The 20,343-nt window shown below is 41.7% G+C and carries 18 protein-coding genes; 10 read left to right on the top strand and 8 right to left on the bottom strand.

The window, feature by feature from the left end:
- The first annotated feature begins 23 nt into the window (after positions 1–23).
- From IPP77_13890 to IPP77_13880, 3 genes are all read left to right on the top strand, one after another.
- Positions 24–1,340: an adenosylhomocysteinase gene (locus IPP77_13890; GenBank protein MBL0310716.1), complete on the top strand. Its 1,317-nt coding sequence runs from the start codon at positions 24–26 to the stop codon at positions 1,338–1,340.
- Between the two features lie 119 nt (positions 1,341–1,459).
- A complete protein-coding gene (locus tag IPP77_13885; protein ID MBL0310715.1) occupies positions 1,460–2,173 on the top strand; it encodes a pyridoxine 5'-phosphate synthase in 714 nt (237 codons plus the stop codon).
- A gap of 1 nt (position 2,174) precedes the next feature.
- On the top strand, positions 2,175–2,909 hold the full coding sequence (locus IPP77_13880) for a 1-acyl-sn-glycerol-3-phosphate acyltransferase (GenBank protein ID MBL0310714.1): 735 nt from the start codon (positions 2,175–2,177) through the stop codon (positions 2,907–2,909).
- On the opposite strand, the gene IPP77_13875 is transcribed toward IPP77_13880, so the two are convergent.
- From IPP77_13875 to IPP77_13860, 4 genes are all read right to left on the bottom strand, one after another.
- The gene (locus tag IPP77_13875) at positions 2,906–3,478 is read right to left on the bottom strand and encodes a hypothetical protein (protein MBL0310713.1); all 573 of its coding nucleotides are present in this window, start codon (positions 3,476–3,478) and stop codon (positions 2,906–2,908) included. The genes IPP77_13880 and IPP77_13875 overlap by 4 nt on opposite strands.
- Position 3,479: 1 nt before the next feature.
- Positions 3,480–4,073, bottom strand: a complete 594-nt coding sequence (locus tag IPP77_13870; protein MBL0310712.1) for a dephospho-CoA kinase — start codon at positions 4,071–4,073, stop codon at positions 3,480–3,482.
- Positions 4,074–4,143: 70 nt separating this feature from the next.
- Positions 4,144–4,446: a preprotein translocase subunit YajC gene (gene yajC, locus IPP77_13865; GenBank protein ID MBL0310711.1), complete on the bottom strand. Its 303-nt coding sequence runs from the start codon at positions 4,444–4,446 to the stop codon at positions 4,144–4,146.
- Positions 4,447–4,459: 13 nt separating this feature from the next.
- Complete coding sequence (locus IPP77_13860) at positions 4,460–4,897, bottom strand: DUF1573 domain-containing protein (protein ID MBL0310710.1); 438 nt, start codon at positions 4,895–4,897, stop codon at positions 4,460–4,462.
- Between the two features lie 317 nt (positions 4,898–5,214).
- Between IPP77_13860 and asnB the strand changes: the two genes are divergently transcribed.
- Together asnB and IPP77_13850 are read left to right on the top strand one after the other, a co-directional pair.
- The gene (asnB, locus tag IPP77_13855) at positions 5,215–7,041 is read left to right on the top strand and encodes an asparagine synthase (glutamine-hydrolyzing) (protein MBL0310709.1); all 1,827 of its coding nucleotides are present in this window, start codon (positions 5,215–5,217) and stop codon (positions 7,039–7,041) included.
- A 4-nt stretch (positions 7,042–7,045) separates the two neighbouring features.
- Positions 7,046–7,567, top strand: a complete 522-nt coding sequence (locus IPP77_13850) for a DUF421 domain-containing protein (protein MBL0310708.1) — start codon at positions 7,046–7,048, stop codon at positions 7,565–7,567.
- Here IPP77_13850 and IPP77_13845 read toward each other — a convergent pair.
- From IPP77_13845 to murQ, 3 genes are all read right to left on the bottom strand, one after another.
- A complete protein-coding gene (locus tag IPP77_13845) occupies positions 7,560–8,081 on the bottom strand; it encodes an acyl-CoA thioesterase (protein ID MBL0310707.1) in 522 nt (173 codons plus the stop codon). The genes IPP77_13850 and IPP77_13845 overlap by 8 nt on opposite strands.
- 32 nt (positions 8,082–8,113) lie before the next feature.
- Positions 8,114–10,042, bottom strand: a complete 1,929-nt coding sequence (locus IPP77_13840) for an insulinase family protein (GenBank protein MBL0310706.1) — start codon at positions 10,040–10,042, stop codon at positions 8,114–8,116.
- A gap of 202 nt (positions 10,043–10,244) precedes the next feature.
- On the bottom strand, positions 10,245–11,066 hold the full coding sequence (gene murQ / locus IPP77_13835) for an N-acetylmuramic acid 6-phosphate etherase (GenBank protein MBL0310705.1): 822 nt from the start codon (positions 11,064–11,066) through the stop codon (positions 10,245–10,247).
- A gap of 187 nt (positions 11,067–11,253) precedes the next feature.
- Here murQ and IPP77_13830 point away from each other — a divergent pair, with 187 nt between their 5' ends.
- Entirely contained in the window at positions 11,254–13,212 is a 1,959-nt protein-coding gene (locus IPP77_13830) for a T9SS type A sorting domain-containing protein (protein ID MBL0310704.1), read from the top strand.
- Positions 13,213–13,572: 360 nt separating this feature from the next.
- Here the strand turns inward: IPP77_13830 and IPP77_13825 are convergent, their stop codons facing one another.
- Positions 13,573–14,817 (bottom strand): T9SS type A sorting domain-containing protein, encoded by a 1,245-nt coding sequence (locus IPP77_13825; GenBank protein MBL0310703.1) that lies wholly within the window; start codon positions 14,815–14,817, stop codon positions 13,573–13,575.
- Between the two features lie 629 nt (positions 14,818–15,446).
- Between IPP77_13825 and IPP77_13820 the strand changes: the two genes are divergently transcribed.
- The 4 genes from IPP77_13820 to purB all read left to right on the top strand — a co-directional run.
- Positions 15,447–16,907, top strand: coding sequence for a M1 family metallopeptidase (locus tag IPP77_13820; protein MBL0310702.1), 1,461 nt, complete (start codon positions 15,447–15,449; stop codon positions 16,905–16,907).
- Between the two features lie 8 nt (positions 16,908–16,915).
- A complete protein-coding gene (locus tag IPP77_13815) occupies positions 16,916–17,896 on the top strand; it encodes a hypothetical protein (protein ID MBL0310701.1) in 981 nt (326 codons plus the stop codon).
- A gap of 233 nt (positions 17,897–18,129) precedes the next feature.
- On the top strand, positions 18,130–18,894 hold the full coding sequence (locus IPP77_13810) for a DUF2279 domain-containing protein (protein ID MBL0310700.1): 765 nt from the start codon (positions 18,130–18,132) through the stop codon (positions 18,892–18,894).
- A 176-nt stretch (positions 18,895–19,070) separates the two neighbouring features.
- The coding region (gene purB / locus IPP77_13805; protein MBL0310699.1) for an adenylosuccinate lyase at positions 19,071–20,343 on the top strand (1,273 nt) is incomplete at its 3' end.

The raw sequence follows: 20,343 nt of genomic DNA, 5'->3' as shown, positions 1-20,343 counted from the left end.
CGCCCTCAAAAAATATATAACTAATGTCAACAACAAGCGAAACAAAAGTGAAATACAAAGTAAAGGACATGACCTTGGCCGAGTGGGGTCGTAAGGAAATCAAATTAGCAGAAGCCGAAATGCCGGGATTGATGGCGCTTCGTGCCAAACACGGCAAAGAGAAGCCCTTGAAAGGAGCGCGCATTGCTGGCTGTTTGCACATGACGATTCAGACGGCGGTTTTGATCGAAACCCTGAAAGAACTGGGTGCCGATGTGACTTGGAGTTCTTGCAACATATTCTCTACACAAGACCATGCAGCAGCAGCTATTGCGGCAGCGGGTATTCCGGTTTATGCCTGGAAAGGGATGAATGAAAAGGAATTCGACTGGTGCATAGAGCAAACGCTTTTTGCTTTTGAAGGTGGCAAGGCTCTGAATATGATTCTGGACGATGGTGGCGATTTGACGAACATGGTGTTCGACAGATTCCCCGAATTAGTTAAGGGTATCAAGGGCATTTCTGAAGAAACGACTACAGGCGTTCATCGTTTGTATGAAAGAGAGAAGAACGGAACATTGGTACTTCCAGCGATAAACATTAACGATTCAGTAACTAAGTCAAAGTTTGATAACAAATACGGTTGTCGCGAATCATTGGTAGATGCAATCCGCCGCGCTACTGATTTGATGATGGCTGGCAAAGTAGCTGTGGTTGCAGGATTTGGGGATGTAGGAAAAGGCTCTGCAGATTCATTGAGCAATGCTGGTGTACGTGTCATCGTAACCGAGATTGACCCGATTTGTGCTTTGCAAGCGGCGATGGAAGGTTATGAAGTGAAGAAGATGGATACGGCTATCAAAGAAGCTGACATCATCGTAACCGCTACCGGCAACTGTGATATCATTCAGGAAAAACATTTCCGCGCTATGAAGCATAACGCGGTGGTTTGTAACATCGGCCACTTCGATAATGAAATTGATATGGCATGGCTGAATGGTACTTATGGAAAGACCAAGGATGAAATTAAGCCACAGGTTGATAAATACACGATTGATAAAAAAGACATTATCGTCCTCGCAGAAGGAAGATTAGTGAACTTGGGATGCGCTACCGGTCATCCTTCTTTTGTGATGAGTAACTCATTCACCAACCAAACACTGGCTCAGTTGGAACTATGGCAGCATAACGAAAAATATGAGAACAAGGTTTATACATTGCCTAAGCATTTAGATGAAATGGTTGCCATGCTTCACTTAGAAAAGATTGGTGTGGAACTGGAAGAACTGAACGAAAAGCAGGCTGCGTATATTGGTGTAAATAAGACTGGGCCATTCAAACCTGAACTTTATAGATATTAAAATTGGTTGATCGGCTAACGGTTAGCTGTTAATAGTGAATATCAAGAGCAAGTCCAAAATGGCTTGCTCTTTTTATTTTATTGGGAGCGATGTGCAAAATATTTTTGGATATTTGACGCATGACAAGACTCTCTGTCAACATCAACAAAATAGCGCTATTGCGCAATGCACGAGGTTCTGATATTCCCGACCTAGTTCAGTTTGCGAAGGATTGCGAACGCTACGGAGCACAAGGTATCACCGTTCATCCACGTCCAGATGAAAGACATATCCGTCGAAGTGATGTTTATGAATTGAAGAAAGTTGTGAAAACAGAATTCAATATTGAAGGTTATCCTTCTCCTGATTTTCTGAAAATGGTGAATGAAGTAAAACCACACCAATGCACTTTGGTTCCGGATGAACCTGGTCAACTAACTTCTGACCACGGATGGGATACGGTGAAGCATCAAAACCTATTGCACGAGGTTATTGCTGAGTTGAAGAAGAACAACATTCGAACTTCTCTTTTCATTGACCCAGACAATAATTTAATAGAACAAGCCAAGAAGGCCGGTGCCGATCACATCGAATTTTACACAGGCCCTTATGCTCATACCTTTCATCAAGACAAAAAAGAAGCCATTAAAGATTTTATTGCGGCTGCAAAGTTTTGCAACGAAATAAACATCGGTATCAATGCGGGACATGATTTGAACCTAAATAATCTTCATTTCTTTAAAGAGGGCATACCAAATCTCCTAGAAGTTTCTATCGGACATGCTTTAGTACGTGACTGTTTGTATTACGGTCTTGAAAATACTATCCAACTTTATTTACGAGCATTAGAATAAGATGAAGATATTGAAATCTGCTTTCGGTTTTGCCTGGGCTATGTGGGGCGCATTATGGTTTATGATTACCATGATGATATTGACTCCAATCTATAGTTTGATCCTTTTTTTTGGAGGTAAAGAGATGGCTATGCCATGTATTTGGTTTAACTTTCGATATCTGGGACGGTTTCTGCTTTTTATGTTTTGTGTTCGACTTAAGGTTTACGGAAAAGAAAACATAGATCCCAAAAAGACTTTCGTGATTGTTGCCAATCATGCGGCGCAGTTGGATATTATTGCTGGAGCCGCATCCACGCCCCAGCCGGCGAAGTTTTTGGCAAAATCTGAACTACTCAAGGTCCCGTTTTTTGGATATATGACTAAGATGCTGGCTATTGTAGTAGAGCGTGGGAAAAAAGAAAGCAGGGAAAAGTCGTTTCGTTACATGGTAGTTACGCTTCGGAAGGGGGAGAGCATATTTATTTATCCAGAAGGCACCAGGAACAGGACAACGCAGCCGTTGAAGGAATTTAAAGATGGGGCATTCCGGGTGGCAATTATGGCGCAAATGCCCATTGCAGTTCAAACTCTTACAAACACCAAGAAGTTGAACGATCCCAATGGGATTCAGCTATTCCCGGGAACCGTAAAGGTTTATTGGAGTAAACCAATTGAAACTAAGGGGATGACCATTGAAGATTTACCTGCACTGAGAGAAAAAGTAAGGCAGGAGATGCTTCAGCATCTGGTTTAAATCAAGCGCTTCAAAAGAAGATTTTCTGCAAGGTCGAGCAGATCCATTGGTTTGAATTTCCGCCACAAGATGTCGCTGTAATTTTCATTGATGTTTATATAATGGTGTAATCGAATTTTCTGCATTTCTACCAATAGATGTTTCCGCAGGTTGAAAATTACCACCCATCCACCATCATCCTTGATGTCATCATACCACTCTTCATAGTATAGTTCATCAGAGTGGTGAAAGTTCAATACATTTTCCGCAATGATGACAAAACGGACGATTCCATTTTCAATCAAAGGATCAATAAGTCCGCGCTTCATTTCCATAATATCATTATGTACCGCATCGTTCCATTCTCCAATTAATTCTATCACAGCAAAGCCTTGTTCATAATCAGCGAAGAGAATTTTGCAATAAAGTGTGGAAGATCCAAAGAAATCCCATTGGGGATGGATTAAGTAATTGTATATCTGATTGCTAAATTCCATTTCGCTATATCTGCGATTATAAAAAGGAGACAACTTATCCTCCGCAGATATATAATAGTCGCGCCAGTAATGATATGGTTCAATCTCATGCATACTAATTTTTTAATAGTTTATGATGAATTAGGAGCACCTGCTCTTTCAATTGTTCCAGACCGTTATCATTTTGTATAATGTAATCAGCCAGTTTTAATTTTTCTTCTTCGGGCATTTGATGTTGAACTCGTTTCATTACCTGACTCCTGGTAACACTATCTCGTTTTTCCACTCTTTTAATTCTCAATTCAAGCGGGGCAGTCACTACGACTAATTTATCCAGATTCTTATATGAACCCGACTCAATTAATAAGGCGGCTTCTTTCAAGACGTAAGGAGACTTAGTTTTCTTTTGTTCCTCTATCCATCTTTCTGTGTCTCGAAAAACAGCCGGATGTACCAAGGAATTAAGCAAAGCCATCTTTTTTTCATTATTAAATACCCTATTTGCCAGAAGTTCTCGTACTAATTTCCCATCTACGTATATGTCATCACCAAAATTTCTTTTGATTTCATCAATGAGATAATGTTCATGCTGCATCAAATGTTTGGCGCGCTCGTCAGCATTATAGACGGGAATTCCCAATTCCATGAAAATCTTGCAGGCCGTGCTTTTGCCGCTACCTATACCGCCTGTAATTCCAACTTTCAGCATCTTATATAAAACGAAACGGCACTAAGATATATTTTCTTAGTGCCGTTGATTGGTTGGTTTTTTTAACAGATTATTTTGTTTCTGATTCGGGTTTCTTTTCACTGTCGCCATACGATGCTTTGGTCAATTCAAGCGAGATACCCGACTTTTCAATTCGCATTTTTACATTGTTGTCTATTTCCAACAATATAGTTCCCTCATCCACTTTTAAAATCTTACCATGAATACCTCCAGAGGTCACTACTTTAGCCCCTTTTTCAATATTGTTTTGAAACTCTTTAGCCATTTTTGCTTGCTTGGCCTGCGGGCGAATAAAGAAAAACCACATTACCACAAACATCCCCCCCAAAAACAATAACCCTATTTGATCCATCTTTCCTATTTTCTTAATTTTTTTCTTTTACAAAACCCGTAAGGAGAACTACTTCATTACGCTTTTCGGTATTACAAACTATGGTCACCTGCTTTTTTTGTTCATTTAGCTTCCCTTCCGAATTGAAGGTTACGTGAATTGCAGCAGTTTCGCCAGGCTTAACAGGGTCTTTTGGATATTCCGGCACCGTACATCCGCAGGAGCCAAAAGCGCGTGCGATGATTAGGTTTTTATCGCCTGTATTTTTAATGTGAAAAGTGTGTTGTACTTTATCTCCCGCAGTAATAGTGTCAAAAAAGAAATCTACAGAATCAACAAACTCGATAGTTGTTGTGTCTGTGAGCATCTCAGCCTCCATCTTTATTTCAGGAGGAATCTCGCCTTTTTTTCTACATGAAAATATACTAGCCGAGAGCGCAAAAACTGATAGTAATAAGAATACCTTTCTCATAGCGGGTGCAAATATATCTTTTTCAATTAGGCAATCTGTCATACGAATAGACCACCTCCCTTTGAGGCTGTTTGGGTTTTAAGGAAATATTTATTGGAGGGAATGGCTTGTAAAGGATAAATCCAACCAGATTCTTTACATGTTATTGTTAAATATGTAGGCTGATACGATTAATTCTAGTATAAAAATTTGTAAGGCAATACATAACCTATCCTAAAAATAGTCTTCACCGGAAATTTCGTTATGGTAAAGAATTATTGTTGGATACATGGTTGTTTGTGATTTAACCAGTTCCAATTTGCCTATTTTCGCCGTCCATGTGTGGTATCGCAGGTTTTATTGACAGTTCGCTGACAGGGGATGCAGGCCGGGAAACGGCACATCGGATGCTGCAAAAGATTGTGCATCGGGGGCCCGAGGCTTCGAATGTATGGAGTGAAGGGGGCGTTACGCTGGGGCATAACCGCCTGAAGATTATTGACCTTTCCGATGAAGCGAATCAGCCTTTTGAGTATGAGGGTGTGGTGCTTATTTTTAATGGAGAGGTTTATAATTATTTAGAGATTAAGAAGGAATTGGAGGGGAAAGGCTTCCGGTTCAGGACGCAGAGTGATACCGAGGTGGTATGCGCGGCTTATAAATGCTGGGGGGAAGATTGCGTACAGCGGTTTATGGGCATGTGGGCCTTTGCCTTATGGGATGGATCGGAGCAAAAGCTTTTTTGTTCGCGCGACCGATTTGGCATCAAGCCCTTTTATTATGTGGAGCGAGGCGCGAGTTTTTATTTTGCTTCAGAATATAAGGCACTGAAGGAGATCCCGAATTTTGATCGCACATTAAACTTGGAACAGTTTAAGCGGGCGCTTCAGTTTTCATCAGTAGTTTATAAGGAAGAGACTTTTTATAAGAATATGTGGTCCCTTTTGCCAGCACATAACATAGTGTGGCAGGGAGGGATACTTACAGTTTCAAGATATTGGGATATAGATTTCAGCCAAAAAACTTCAAATCTTTCATGGGAAGATAAAAAGGAGAAGTTCTATTTGTTATTCCGTGAGTCAGTGATGATGCACTCTCGGAGTGATGTAAAAAGCGGAACCTGTTTGAGCGGTGGATTAGATTCTTCGACAATTTCCTCGATGTATTCTACTTTATTTCCTGAGGCAAAGATGAAGTCGTTTTCTATTTATTATGAAAACGATGTGGATGAAAGACCCTTTGTACGTGAGGTAGTGAAAAAGTATCCGAACATAGAGCCACATTATTTTTCACCAAACGAAACGCAGATTGCTGATTGCTTTCACCGAGCGGCTTATCATGCGGACGTTCCTTTGACTGGCTCATCCTTTATTTCACAGTATTTTCTGATGCAGTTAGCCAAAAATGAGGGAGTTACTGTGCTGCTCGATGGACAAGGGGCTGATGAATATCTGGGTGGATATCTTCATTCGTTTTATCGCGTTATTGGACAGTTGTTCTCGTCTTTCAAAGTTGTAGAAGGATTGAGCCTTTTGAACAATTTGAGCCAACGGGAGCAGTTTGCTGTTTCAAAACGGAGAGATTTTTTAATGCGAAGTATTGCGGGAGCCTTTAGCAACGAAAACAGGATGTATTCTTTAGAATATTCACGTGTCAATAGATTTTTAAAGGAGAAGAAAAAGGATCTAAATTTTGAAGATAAGACCAGCGACCGCTTCAATAATTTTCTCTACCACACTTTGATGAGCACTACATTGCCAACCCTTCTTCATTTTGAAGACCGGAACTCGATGGCTTTTTCTTTGGAGTCGAGAGTTCCCTTTCTAGATCATCGTTTAGTGGAATTTGCTTTCACTTTATCGCGTGAAGACCGAATTAATGAGCAAGCGGAAACGAAATATATTCTGCGTGAATCCATGAAGAAGATTCTGCCCGAAGTTGTTTATTCTCGAAAGGATAAAAAGGGATTTGTTACACCGGGAGAAAAACAATGGCTAAGTGGACCGCTGCGGTTCTTGATGGATATAGATTATAGCGCCATGGATTGGCTGAATGTTTCTGAAGCAAAACACGCAGTGGAAGAGTATAAAAATGGAAATAATGCTTTTGCCATCATCGCATGGAGGTTGGGGTGTTTCAGTTATTGGCTTAAAAACTTCAATTGAACCTATGGACTTCGACGCACTATCTATTTTCATCGTTATAGGTAAATCCATTGCGGTTTATGTTTTTATCGTGCTTGCTATTCGCCTATTTGGGAAAAAAGAACTTGCCCAACTTTCGGTTATGGACTTAGTATTTATTTTGCTCATTAGCAATTCAGTTCAAAACGCTATGGTCGGTGCGGACAACTCGTTAATAGGCGGACTGGCTGCCGCAACTGGATTATTCCTTATTAATTATTTATTCAAGTGGGTATTGCAATCATTCCCCTCTGTAGGCCACGCTATTCAGGGAAGAGCTATGATGCTGATTTATAGAGGAAATGTTCTCGAAGAGAATTTAAACAAATCCATGTTGACTAATGATGAACTGCATGCGGTAGTACGGGAACACGGAGTGGAGAAAATAGAAGAAGTAGATCTAGCAGTTCTTGAAGTGGATGGCAGCATCAGTGTGATGTCAAAAGAGTATGCACATCGCACTATACGAAAGAGGAAAGCACATAAAGCGGTCACTAAATCTAACTAATAGGAACCTCGAACATTTTTTTCAATTCTTTTGTTGCGTCCATCTTAAGCCTTCCGGCCAACACAAGTCTTAGTTCTCTTCGGGCTAAAGCAGAGTCGTACATCTTCTTTTCATCTTCCGTTTCGGGAATTAAGGGAGTTGCTTTTTTGGGTCTTCCGTTGCTATCCAATGCCACGAAGGTGTAATATGCCTCGTTACATTTATAACGGTTTTGGGAGGGGAGATTTTCAGCCCAAACCTCTAGGTGTATTTCCATTGAGGTATTGAACGTACGAGTAACACGAGCTGTAATAGTCACTACATCACCCAATTTTATCGGATTTTCAAAAGACACATTATCTACCGATGCGGTCACCACCACAGCGTTGGAATGTTTCCCACCAGCAATAGCTGAGGCAATATCCATCCAATGGAGAATTTTCCCTCCCCGCAGATTGCCCAGTACGTTGGTGTCATTTGGCAATACTATTTCAGTCATTACAACGACCGACTCTTTACATGTTTTTCTTTGCATAAATAATTTTCAGTCTTTAGATCTTCCGTTTTTTATTTTGCGGATTCATAGAATTGTTCACGCAAGGTATAATTGACTTTCTGTTTTTCAAATGAAAGCGTACATCTTCTGTTTTCATCTTCCTCCTCTTTTGTTTTGGATCGAAAGGCCATGCTAGTACCTTTCAATCTGTTCAATTCAATCCCATGTAGATATAGTTGCCGGACAACTTTTAAAGCACGTAGCATTTCTGTACGCATCATGGATCTAATTAAAAAATCACCTTTTACTCGCTCGAAAGTAGGAATTGTATCAATAAAAGCTAATACGCTTCGATCCTTCATCATGTTTATTTCTTTGGTGTCAGCCATTCCATTTACTTGTACATTGATATCCGGATTTTCACGAAGCCACTGCACCAGAATGTTTAGTTTATTCAAGTTTTCCTCTCCCTCTAGATCGGTAACATTTTGAGGATAGGTAAATGATAAATTTAGAATAGAATCGTTGAATGCTACCATGGCGGAGTCGAGCTTCATAGCGACATAGTCAGATTCGCTCGCAATGACGGCAGTAGTACGTGCACTTTCATTAATGTATTCATTGATGAATTTGTGCATTCTCTTCTCGGATATATTCATCACACTGTCCGACAAAGTTGGCAGGTATTTCTCATAGTTATAAACCCAGAAACGGGTGATCTGTGAAGGATATGCGCTCGTGAGATGGAATTTTTCAAACCAATTTTTAAAATTAACCTTCGCCGCAGCCATCATACTTTCGTTTATCAGCATCTTATCCATCTTAAACAACTCCCCCCTAACAAATTCATAAACCTGTAGGAAATTTTCTTTACCTGGTTTAAGTGTAACCGTAAAGATGCCACTGAAATTATAGCCATCGTACTCTGCTCGCATCATTTTGCAACCCATCTTGCGTGCCTTCACCTGAATATAATTGTTTTCATCGTTCAACAGAGTGGTGAGCAGGTATCCGCAATGACTGGAAGCAGCGTTTGTTCGAGCTCCCGGAAACATCCAAGATATTTTTATCTCCGGTTCCACTCCTTCCGGAGCGGTTATTGAAAAGCGTGAGGTGTACACCATCGTTTTAAAATCAAAAATCTTAGTGATGGATTCAGGATCAAACTCTAGTCTGGGAACGCGGTTAAAAACCTTTGTTAAGGTATCTTGAAGGGCGTAGAGGTTGAATTTGCCGATGACGTTGACTATGGAATTATTAGGACCATAATATTTATGGTAAAAACTCCCCATATTCTTTTCATTGATGTTTACATAGTCAGATGTATCACCAGTCTGGATTTGACGATCGGCTTCATATCGGTAGATATGCTGTTTCAATTTCAGCATATATTCATCGCGAAAACTTCTGCCGATTTCAGCATACTCCTTTTTTACCTGTTCTGCTTTATTGGTTATCTCCTTATCTGAAACCGTAGCATAGTTTAGGGAATCGCGCAATAATCGAAGGCAATCAGAGAATTTAGAGGGCGGAGTAGAAAGCTGAAAAACCGAGAGCTCGGGTGTTACAAAGGTTTTAAGCGCTGTATTATTAAACGAAACTGGGTTTTGGTCATTGCGAAGATAAGAGGCAATTTTATCTGCCAGAATGCTTTGAAGAATATGAGATATGCCGCTGATAGTATCGTTTTCATAAACTGTTCCCACCTTTATGTAATAGCTGATTTCAACTTTATTATCCTTTTCGCGGGGAGCTAACAGAAAGTTGATTCCATTAGGAAGTTGGGAGAAGTATACAAAGCTGTCGGTGGAAGATATTTCCTGAGTCTGAGCCTGAGATGAAAACAGCAAAAGAACCACAATCATTCCAACCGATCTATAGAAAAGGCTTTTAAATAATCTATACGTCATGAGGCAAATTTTGGAAATACCATTCTTTCTGTCAAATTTGTCGGCAGATAAATTCGTGTAAATGAAATATTTTCTTGCTTGCTTTGCCATTCTATCTCTACTATCTTTTTCTTTTTCTTCTTGTTCTAAGTGCTACACCTGTAATTTTAACGGTGACGTTCGCGAATTATGTACGAAAGACTTTCCGGACAAAAACCAAGGGCTGAATCTCACAATTGAGGCTTACAGAAGTCAGGGATATACTTGTGTCCGAAACTAGGATAGTCTTTTCCCCGTGCTTTCTTTTTCATCATCATTTTTTCTTCAGATAGATTTCTAGCGCCTGTTTTACGCTTCCGTATTTCAGTAACAGTTCGCGGCTTTTTGTTTCATCTAATCCACTTGATTCCATCACCATTTTAGTTCCTCGTTCAATTAGCTTTTCATTGCTCAGTTGCATGTGCACCATCCGGTTGTCCTCAACTCTTCCTAACTTTATCATTACAGCCGTACTCAGCATATTTAGTACTAGTTTCTGTGCTGTTCCGGCTTTCATTCGGGTACTGCCGGTCACAAACTCGGGACCAGTAATCACCTCTATAGGAAAGTCGGCATGTTGCGTTACCTGTGAATCGGGATTGCAGGAAATGCAACCGGTCAGGATGTTGTTCTTTCTACAAAGATCTAGCGCGCCTACTACATAAGGTGTTCGACCTGATGCAGCAATTCCGACCACCACATCGCGTTGATTCACGCTATATTCCTGTAAATCTTTCCAACCTTGTTCTCTACTATCTTCTGCAAACTCCACCGCTTTGCGGATGGCACTGTCGCCTCCCGCCATTAGACCGATGACCAAACCATGTGGAACTCCGAAAGTAGGCGGACATTCGCTAGCATCTACAATGCCCAAGCGCCCACTGGTACCAGCGCCGATATAAAAGAGTCTTCCTCCACTCAACATTTTATCAGTTACGGCAACTACCAATTTTTCGATTTGGGGAATCACCTTTTTTACTGCCTCAGCTACTTTTTGATCTTCGATATTGATATTAGCCAACAATTCGTTCGTGGTCATCTTTTCAAGATGACGATAGAGAGATGGCGATTCGGTGATTTTCACGGTTGCGAAGATATTTTTTCTGGATTAGATAAAACGAGGTGGATGAGTAGCAGATCAAACTAGCAACTTCTGGCTTCTTCGCCTTATCTTTCAAATAGACTCAATAAAACGTATTCTTGTTTTGGTTTTAAAAATTGAGGTACCTATTTTTATTTATTTTTAGCATCAAAGTACTATTCTGAAAACAAATTTCCATTAGATGAAACATATTCTACTGACCCTGTTTCTGTTTGTCAATGTATTACTTGTTTTTTCCCAAACCACGGCAGACTATCTGGTTCCGCTGACCGCCACGACGAGCCTAGTTCCACCCCAGGTAACTGTTCAATGGCCTTATTCGGATAGCGCTACTTCCTATAAAGTGTATCGAAAAACCAAAGAAGCAACCAGTTGGGGAATCATTCTCGCGACGCTCACGCCTTCAGATACCTTTTACGTTGACAACAATGTTTCTGTGGATTCTGCTTATGAATATAAAGTGGAAAAAGCTGCCTACAACAGAGTTTTGGCGGGTTATATCTATTCAGCGGTGCGTCTGCCTGCCGTGCATGACAAAGGGATACTTCTGTTGCTGGTTGATTCACTCTTTGCAGATTCCCTTCCGGTGCAGATAGAACGTCTGATGAAAGACATCAGTGGCGATGGTTGGCAGGTGAAGCAAATGGTGATGGGAAGAAACGAACTTGTACCTTCGGTCAAAGCGAAAATATTGAATGTGGTGGCAGAAGATTCTGCACGTACAAAGGCGGTGTTACTACTGGGACATATACCGGTGCCTTATAGCGGCGACATAAATCCTGATGGCCACTCTAACCACCGCGGTGCCTGGCCCGCCGATGCGTATTATGGAGACATTAACTCCTCTTGGACAGATATTTCTGTAAATGACACTACCTCATCCTATGCACTGAATAAAAATATTCCGGGCGACGGAAAGTTTGACCAAAGCAACCTTCCTTCCAATCTGGAACTTGAAATCAGCCGCGTGGATTTCTATAACATGCCCTCCATTCCGAGAAGTGAAGTACAGTTGATGAAGAATTATCTGGATAAAGACCACGCTTATCGTCACAAATTATTTGAGCCGGTACATCGTGGGCTGGTAGATGATAATTTTGGAGTATTCAGTGGCGAAGCCTTTGCCAGTTGCGGCTATCGAAATTTTGCTCCGCTTCTGGGTCGCGAGAATATTTTCAATCGCGATTTTATTTCTACGCTCGATACGGCTTCCTATCAATGGGCTTATGGTTGCGGAGGAGGCTCTTTTAACAGCGCCGGTGGCATAGGAAGTACAACTAATTTTGCCACCAAATCTGTCAACGCTGTTTTCACCATGCTTTTTGGCAGCTACTTCGGCGATTGGAATTCGCAGAACAATTTCCTCCGCGCTCCGCTTTGTGCCGATGAACCGGCGCTGACTTGTTGCTGGGCCGGTCGGCCATATTGGTTCTTTCATCACATGGCTATGGGCGAACATATCGGTTTCTCTGCCCGGCTTTCACAAAACAATCCCTACCTCTATAGCGGAAACTTTGGCGTCCGTTCCGTTCACGTGGCGCTGATGGGCGACCTCACCTTAAAACAAGATGTGGTGGCTCCCGTTACCCAGCTCACTGCTACTCCCCACGCCTCCGCTCCGCTAGGAGCAAGCCTCAACTGGACGGCTTCTGTTGATACCGTGCTGGGCTATTATGTTTATAAAAGCACCACTGCCTTTAGCCGCTACGAACAGATTAGCGGGCTGCTCACCTCCAATACATTCTATGATTCTGTGGGAACCGATGGACTCTATTACTACATGGTTCGCGCGGCTAAACTTCAATCCTCGCCATCGGGCATGTATATAAATCTGAGCGAAGGAATTACCGATTCGGCTACGGTTACCTATCCTTTCATTACTGAAGCTACACACTTGGACGACAATTTGGAAGTAACCCTCTTTCCAAATCCTGCATCCGACCTGTTTTCTTTAAAGGTGAATGAATCCTTACAAGGTTCCACATTCACCCTCTATGATTGCGTTGGAAAAGAAATTCAGTCAATTTACCTGACAGCGCAAGAAACAATCTGCCACCTGCCATCATCCGGCCTTTATTTCTGGCAACTTCAAAAAGATGACCAATTAATAAAGACAGGTAAAATCATTTCTGCCCAATAAAATTTTGGTACCCTCCGGCGGAGAAAATTGTCCAGCCTTACCTCGAGAGGTAATCAAATAGATTGTCCTTGCGAGGCTTTTTCCCAAATAATAAACAGAGCAAAAGCCGTGGCAATCTTCCTTTGTGTATTTATAAAACCAGAAATACAAATGGGAATCCATGCCTTTGGCAGCGAAAGATTGCCTCAGAAAATTCTCGCAAAACTTTGCTGTAGATTTATTTAGCTCCGTAGGAGCTATGCGTTTGGTAGTCAATAAACAGCATCTAATTTAAGTTCCTTAGGAACGACCGATACAAAACATCCGCTCGAACCTCTGAACTTGGCACGGGCGGATGCTCGCGCTAGATGGTCGCGCATATCATTGTTTGACAATTCTCCTTGTCATAGAATGTCCGTCAGCAGAAATGTTTAGAAAATATATACCTGATGGAAGTGCCCCCGTTAAATACGTAGAAGTAAATTTGCCTTGCATATTTTCATCGGTTTCACTAAACATTATTTGCCCAAAAATATTGATAAGTGAAACGCTCAAATTAGTCACATTCTCTTTCTCGATGGAAATAGAAAAGTCTGTATTGAACGGGTTTGGTGTGATATGGAAATAACGGTCTGGTGAGTTAATAGGGGTGATACCGGTCGTTAGAACATGCTGACGAAGCCAGTAAATTATCGTGTCTGTTAGAACGGGTGAAACATGAGGATCATTGTTAGGGGTCATATAGTGAACAAGTCCGGGAATACTCCAAAAATCGTTTGTGATGGTGACTTCGTTTTGAAAGCGTATTAACTCTGCTGGAGGAACATTTATATCCAGTCCCATTCCTGTAAAAAGAGTTGGAAGGTTGTCCAGATTATAATTAATAGCAACGGAATCTGTCGCAAGGAAATAGTCATACCAAACACTTGCAGGAACTCCAAATAAAGGTGATGTGCTTCCATTCCACGTATTAGTTCTAATGATATTGAAGTAGCTTAAAATCTGATTTGCCTGCGATTGCGCTTGTGAAACATTTCCTCCACAAGTTTGAGCAATATTTACAAGTTGATAAGCCAATATGGAATCAAAAGGTGTCCTTGCTCCTGCAATGGATATTAACGCCTTCACATCGGTTCTTCCTTTGGCTATGAAAGGAATAAGGCTAGAACCTTCACTATGTCCGATAAGAATGATATTGCTTGTATCTACATCATCGCGTGTCTTAACATAATTGATAGCACTTTCAACCGGCAACCAAAGCTTATGAAATGTAATGGTTCCAAGAGTTGTTGGATAGGTATATTCTAATTTATCATATCGCAAAACCGCATAGCCAGAATCAACCAAGGCATCAGATAGCTCTTTATAAGGTCGAAGCGTGTCGTTGAGCAAGTCAGGATAAAGACAAGCAACATTAGCACCTAACATTGGAATCGTTCCATCTCTGTCACTTGCGCCACTTCCCGCATTAATAATTACAGTTGGAAATTGTCCTGTCCCATTTGGAATTGTGAATGTTCCATTAACAGTTAGACCGTCATGATTGAAGGTGATGGGATATGATTGTTGTCCTCTTGTTGCAACTGTCACGATTAGAAGAACAATAAAATTTGCAAATTTTTTCATGGTCATTTTTAAGTTGCAAAGTTAAAAAATTAAGGAGTGTCGATTTAGTGTAGACCAGTTCTCCCATTGTTAGCTCTGCGCACTTGAAAATATTAATAAAGCATTCTCCGACTTGCATTCTCCCCAGAATATAGGCCATACTACCCATTTCCCCCAAAAATAAACGCGTTTACACCAGTGCTAAACGCGTTGATGACTGAGTGCAATGCGTTACTGGCGAAAATTATTGCTCTTATGGCAAAGATAAGCGCGCTTATGCGTGGTGAACAACGCGCTTACGGCTCAGCGCAACGCGCTTCTGGCCGGTTGCAATGCACTAAAAGAGGAAATTAGAGCTATGATGACGGGAAATAAACGCACTTATGCCGGAGCCAAACGCATTGATATTTGAAAGAAGCGTATAGCAATCAAAAATGAACGCGTTAAAATTGAAAATCAGAGTCCTAAAACAGGAAATTGTACGGGTTCATGCCCTACCAAAAACGCAAAAATTTTCACTATAAGTGAAGATTTTTGCTGTAAACGAGCTTATAAGTCCCCTGAGAAAGGCCAAAATGAATTTTAACCTCATACCCTTTTCATTATTCGTTAATTACAATTTCTTTACGCCTCAATAAAACATCATAAACATGAAACGTCTTTCCATTTATCTCCTGTCCCTTGTCTTGTGTCTAATGTCTTGCGTCTCGTCTCTTGCGACTTCTGCCCAAGACACCTCCATCTGCTACCTGCGCGATGAAGGCGGCAAACCACACGACCATAACGTTGACTTCACCAAAATGGCCTTGAGCGTGAAATTCAATACCAAAGAAGGTATTGTCTTTGGCAATGTGAAATACGACTTCCGGCCTATTCAGTACGTCGTGGACACACTGTTCCTGAATGCACCGGATATTGCGATAAAAAAAGTATTGCTTGATGGAAAAGAAACTCCCTTTGCTATGGACAGCGAAGGGGTTACCATCCGTTTCCTTCAGGCTATGAACTGGAACAAAAGCTATAAACTGGACATTACTTATGAAGCCACTCCTCGCCGGGGTTTATATTTCATAGGTTGGAATGTAAACGCCAAGAACCCCGATGGCGATCGCTACTTCACGCGCAAACAAATATGGACACAAGGACAACTGACCGACAACCGCTATTGGATTCCTTGCTATGATTTCGTGAACGATAAAATGATAACCGAAACAGTAATCACCTTCGATTCAAGCTATACCGTTGTATCAAATGGCAGCCTGAAAAGCAAGAAATATAATGCCGATGGAACAGCCACTTGGCATTATGCCATGAACAAGCCGATGGTTCCTTACCTGATTATGCTGGCCATTGACAAGTATAAATACAAAGACTACAAGAGCAAGAACGGCATGGTGTCTCGTCAATATTATTATGACAACCTTCCGCAAACGGTTGCGCCTACCTACAAATACAGTGCCGAGATGATGGACTGGCTTTCTACTGAATTGGAAACCAAATACCCCTGGCTGACCTATGCCAACATACCGGTGCAGGACTTTATGTATGGTGCGATGGAGAATACCACCGCTACCGTCTATGGTGATTTTTCTTTGAACGATGCACGGATGGAGATGGACCGTCAATACCTCGGCACGAACGCACATGAATTAACGCACCAATGGTTTGGTGATTATGTTACCGAGTACGGCTCTACCGACCACTGGCTGCACGAAAGTTTTGCGACCTATTATGCCAAACAGTTTACAAGAACAGTAAACGGGGAAGATTCTTATCAGTGGGGAAAGCGCGGCGAAGCAAATGCTTCCATCGCTGCAGATAAAAAGGATCGTTTCCCGGTGGCACATAGTCAGGGTGGCTCGGCGCGTCATTATCCCAAGGGAAGTTCGGTGATTGATATGATTCGATATGTAGTGGGCGATTCGGTATTTAGACGCAGCATCGCTAATTATCTTAAAGAACATGCTTATGATAACGTGAGCAATCATGATTTCATGATGACATTTTTGAGAACCGCCGGAATCAACCTCGATTGGTTTTTCGATCAGTGGGTATATCGTGCCGGAGTTCCAAATTATTCAGTGAGTTATGAACGCCAAAAGATAGAGTAGCTTTCTATGTGAACCAAACTCACAAGACCGATGAGTTGACTGGCTACTTCAAAATGCCGATATTTTTTCAAGTCTTTTTCAAAGATGGATCTTCCTCCACAAAGAAAGCTTGGTTAAGCCATGCGTCTGACACGGTTTATGTCAGCGCGCCCAATGATAGCCCGGTGGAATATACGCTCTTCGACCCGGAGTCAAATGTTTTAAAAACCTTGGAATTCCAGAGAAACTTTGAAGAACTTTCTGCTCAGGCTTTGAATGCCAAAAACATGATTGACCGCTATGATGCTCTTGCCGCATTGAAGGAGACAGGCCTTGATCAAAAGAGAGATTTGTTAATCCGGCTATTCAATAAGGAAACTTTCAACGTGATCAAAAACGAGGTCATTTCGCAGCTTGCAAAAGATGATAACGCTGCATCCATCAGCCTTTTCAACAGAGCTTTACACGATAAAGACCTCACTGTGAGAAGAGCTGTGGTAGATAATCTGGAAACCTTCCCTAATGCGATTGTGGCCGATGTGGAAAATTTACTGACAGATTCTTCTTATGTAACTATTGAAAATACCCTGCGCAAACTTTACAAACTTTACCCAGAAAAAGCCAAGGTATATCTTGATAAAACGAAAGGAGTAATGGGGCATAATAACAACGTGAGAATTACTTGGTTGGAAATCGCAGCTAAAGAAGCCAAAGCCGGAACGACCGAACAAGATCAGTTGGTAGAATATACTTCTAATCGCTACGAATTTCTCACTCGAGTAAAAGCTATGGGGGCCGCAGAGCGACTGGTTTTTTGCAACGACGCACTCGTTCGCAATTTATTTAACGCCGCATTGAGCAGCAATACCCGATTGGGTGGCCCGGCTATTAGAACACTTAAAGTTTTAATAGCAAAGCCTGAAAACCTCAAACTCGCCAAAGGTATTTTTGAAATGGGTACCTGGAAAGATTGGGAATCCAAAGCCCTGACCGAGGCTTTGAAGCCATAGTTAATATTGGATGCCATCATTTTGGGTGATGGCATCCAATATTTAATTCTTTTTATTCTCTTTGATGAGCGGCTATGCTCATACTACTCCTCCTGATTCTTTACGTTGTTTATGCCGACTATATTCGGAAAAAGCAAAAAGGAGCATTAGCAACCAAGATTGATACGCTGGTAAAAAATGCAGAACATCCCGACTAACACAGGCTATCCATCATTGGTGCTACGGTTGCTGGTTTGTATTTGATTTCATTTGTTTGGTTGTATTATGGTTGGTATCGTTTATACAAACAGACCAAGTTCCATTGGTTCGACGACCGGAGGGAATGGAACCAGATGGATAAGGCAGGTCATATCTTCGGAGCCTATTTTGAAACGGTTTGGGCTTATGAACTATTGCGATGGGGAGGCATGGATAATAAGCGCTCGGCTGTTACGGCTGCCTTTCTTGGCATGGGTTTTCAAAGCATCAACGAAGTTTGGGATGGCTTTACACAAAAATGGGGCGCTTCGTGGAGCGACCTGCTGGCAAATTTTATAGGCGCTTCTTTTGCCATGACTCAATTTCTTCTTTGGGAAGAGCAACGAATTCTTTGCAAATATTCTTTTGCTCCATACAAACATAAAGAGGGCGAATTGGCAGAACGGGCCGATAATCTTTTCGGAAAGACGATGATGGAGCGTGCCATAAAAGACTACAACGGCATGACCTTTTGGCTTTCTGTCAATCCTTCCAAATTTATCCCGCGTATTAAACCGGACTGGCTTTGCTATTCCGTTGGTTATGGTACTGAAAATGTTTATGGAGGATTTGAAAACAAATGGTTGGACAAAGAAGGAAAAGAACATAACCGCAATGATTTGACCCGCTATCGTTTGTTGAAATTTTCGCTGGATGCCGACCTGCCCCGAATGCGCAAGAAAGACCCGACCGGCAAGGTTTTGTTCAAAGCATCTAATCCGTTCAAGATGCCGTTTCCTTCCTATAAAATCAGGTTTTAAGAATTATCAAACCGAGTTCTGTATATTTTCCTCTGCGCCTCTCTGTGCCTTCTCTGAGCAACTCCGCGTAGTCAGAATTCTTGAATACTACACAGAGTTTCACAGAGCAGTATGAAGATTCGATGAGTTGGAAATCAAAGACCTGCGGGCTTTAAATTTATATCTTTGCTAAAGCTATGACACCATTAAATCCGCTCCATGCCATCTCACCCGTTGATGGCAGATACAGAAGCAAAACCGAATCTCTTGCCCGCTATTATTCCGAATATGGATTGATTTATTATCGGGTATATGTAGAGGTTGAATATTTCATCGCCCTCTGCGAAATCCCTTTGCCACAGCTTGCTGATTTTCCGGTCAAGAGTTTTTCTGCTCTGAAGAATATCAGCAAGAATTTCTCGGAGGCGGATGCACAAAAAATAAAAGACACCGAAAAGGTAACCAACCACGACGTGAAGGCGGTGGAATATTTTCTGAAAGAAAAATTTGATGAGCTTGGATTAGGGAAATGGAAAGAGTTTATCCATTTCGGACTCACCTCGCAGGATATTAATAACACCGCTATCCCGCTTTCCTTTATGGAGGCGAATGAGAAAGTCTATTTACCCGCTATCAAGAAATTGATTGAACAAATCGAGCAACTGTCGGAAGACTGGAAATCTATCCCTATGCTGGCTCATACGCACGGGCAACCGGCATCTCCCACCCGTTTGGGAAAAGAGATGATGGTTTTTGTTGAACGTTTGCAGAATCAAATACACCTGTTTGAACAAATACCATATAGCGCTAAGTTTGGTGGGGCTACCGGTAATCTGAATGCACATCATGTGGCATATCCACAGATTGCATGGGTGCAGTTTGCCAATGATTTTGTGGTGCGCATTCTGCATCTGCGCCGCAGCCACTACACCACACAGATTGAACACTACGACCATCTGGCTGCACACTTCGATGCGATGAAGCGCATCAATACCATTCTGATTGATTTCTGCCGCGACTTGTGGACTTATATCTCTATGGAGTATTTCAAACAGAAAGTAAATAAGAACGAAGTAGGCTCGTCCGCCATGCCCCACAAGGTGAACCCGATTGATTTTGAAAACGCTGAAGGAAATCTGGGAATTGCGAATGCTTTGTTTGAACATCTTTCTGCCAAACTTCCCATCTCCCGTTTGCAGCGCGACCTGACAGATTCAACGGTGCTGAGAAATATCGGAGTACCGGTTGCTCATACCATGATAAGCATTGCTTCCATCGAAAAAGGCTTATCCAGACTTTTGCTCAACGAAACTGCTATACAAAATGACCTCGAACATAATTGGGCCGTAGTGGCAGAAGCCATTCAAACCATTCTTCGACGGGAAGGTTATCCGAAGCCGTATGAAAAGTTGAAAGAACTGACCAGAGGCACGAACCATATCACCAAAGAATCCATTCATGAATTTATTT

The organism is Bacteroidota bacterium, from assembly GCA_016722375.1.
Classification (GTDB): domain Bacteria; phylum Bacteroidota; class Bacteroidia; order Chitinophagales; family LD1; genus Bog-950.
The sequence above is the reverse complement of the archived record's forward strand: the minus strand, read 5'-3'. Positions and strand labels throughout refer to the sequence as shown.

Bases quoted from the DNA above. Each gene is read 5' to 3' on its own strand.
- IPP77_13890 (MBL0310716.1), top strand. From the start codon at position 24: ATGTCAACAACAAGCGAAACAAAAGTGAAATACAAAGTAAAGGACATG.
- IPP77_13885 (MBL0310715.1), top strand. From the start codon at position 1,460: ATGACAAGACTCTCTGTCAACATCAACAAAATAGCGCTATTGCGCAAT.
- IPP77_13880 (MBL0310714.1), top strand. From the start codon at position 2,175: ATGAAGATATTGAAATCTGCTTTCGGTTTTGCCTGGGCTATGTGGGGC.
- IPP77_13875 (MBL0310713.1), bottom strand. From the start codon at position 3,478: ATGCATGAGATTGAACCATATCATTACTGGCGCGACTATTATATATCT.
- IPP77_13870 (MBL0310712.1), bottom strand. From the start codon at position 4,073: ATGCTGAAAGTTGGAATTACAGGCGGTATAGGTAGCGGCAAAAGCACG.
- yajC (MBL0310711.1), bottom strand. From the start codon at position 4,446: ATGGATCAAATAGGGTTATTGTTTTTGGGGGGGATGTTTGTGGTAATG.
- IPP77_13860 (MBL0310710.1), bottom strand. From the start codon at position 4,897: ATGAGAAAGGTATTCTTATTACTATCAGTTTTTGCGCTCTCGGCTAGT.
- asnB (MBL0310709.1), top strand. From the start codon at position 5,215: ATGTGTGGTATCGCAGGTTTTATTGACAGTTCGCTGACAGGGGATGCA.
- IPP77_13850 (MBL0310708.1), top strand. From the start codon at position 7,046: ATGGACTTCGACGCACTATCTATTTTCATCGTTATAGGTAAATCCATT.
- IPP77_13845 (MBL0310707.1), bottom strand. From the start codon at position 8,081: ATGCAAAGAAAAACATGTAAAGAGTCGGTCGTTGTAATGACTGAAATA.
- IPP77_13840 (MBL0310706.1), bottom strand. From the start codon at position 10,042: ATGGCAAAGCAAGCAAGAAAATATTTCATTTACACGAATTTATCTGCC.
- IPP77_13830 (MBL0310704.1), top strand. From the start codon at position 11,254: ATGAAACATATTCTACTGACCCTGTTTCTGTTTGTCAATGTATTACTT.
- IPP77_13825 (MBL0310703.1), bottom strand. From the start codon at position 14,817: ATGAAAAAATTTGCAAATTTTATTGTTCTTCTAATCGTGACAGTTGCA.
- IPP77_13820 (MBL0310702.1), top strand. From the start codon at position 15,447: ATGAAACGTCTTTCCATTTATCTCCTGTCCCTTGTCTTGTGTCTAATG.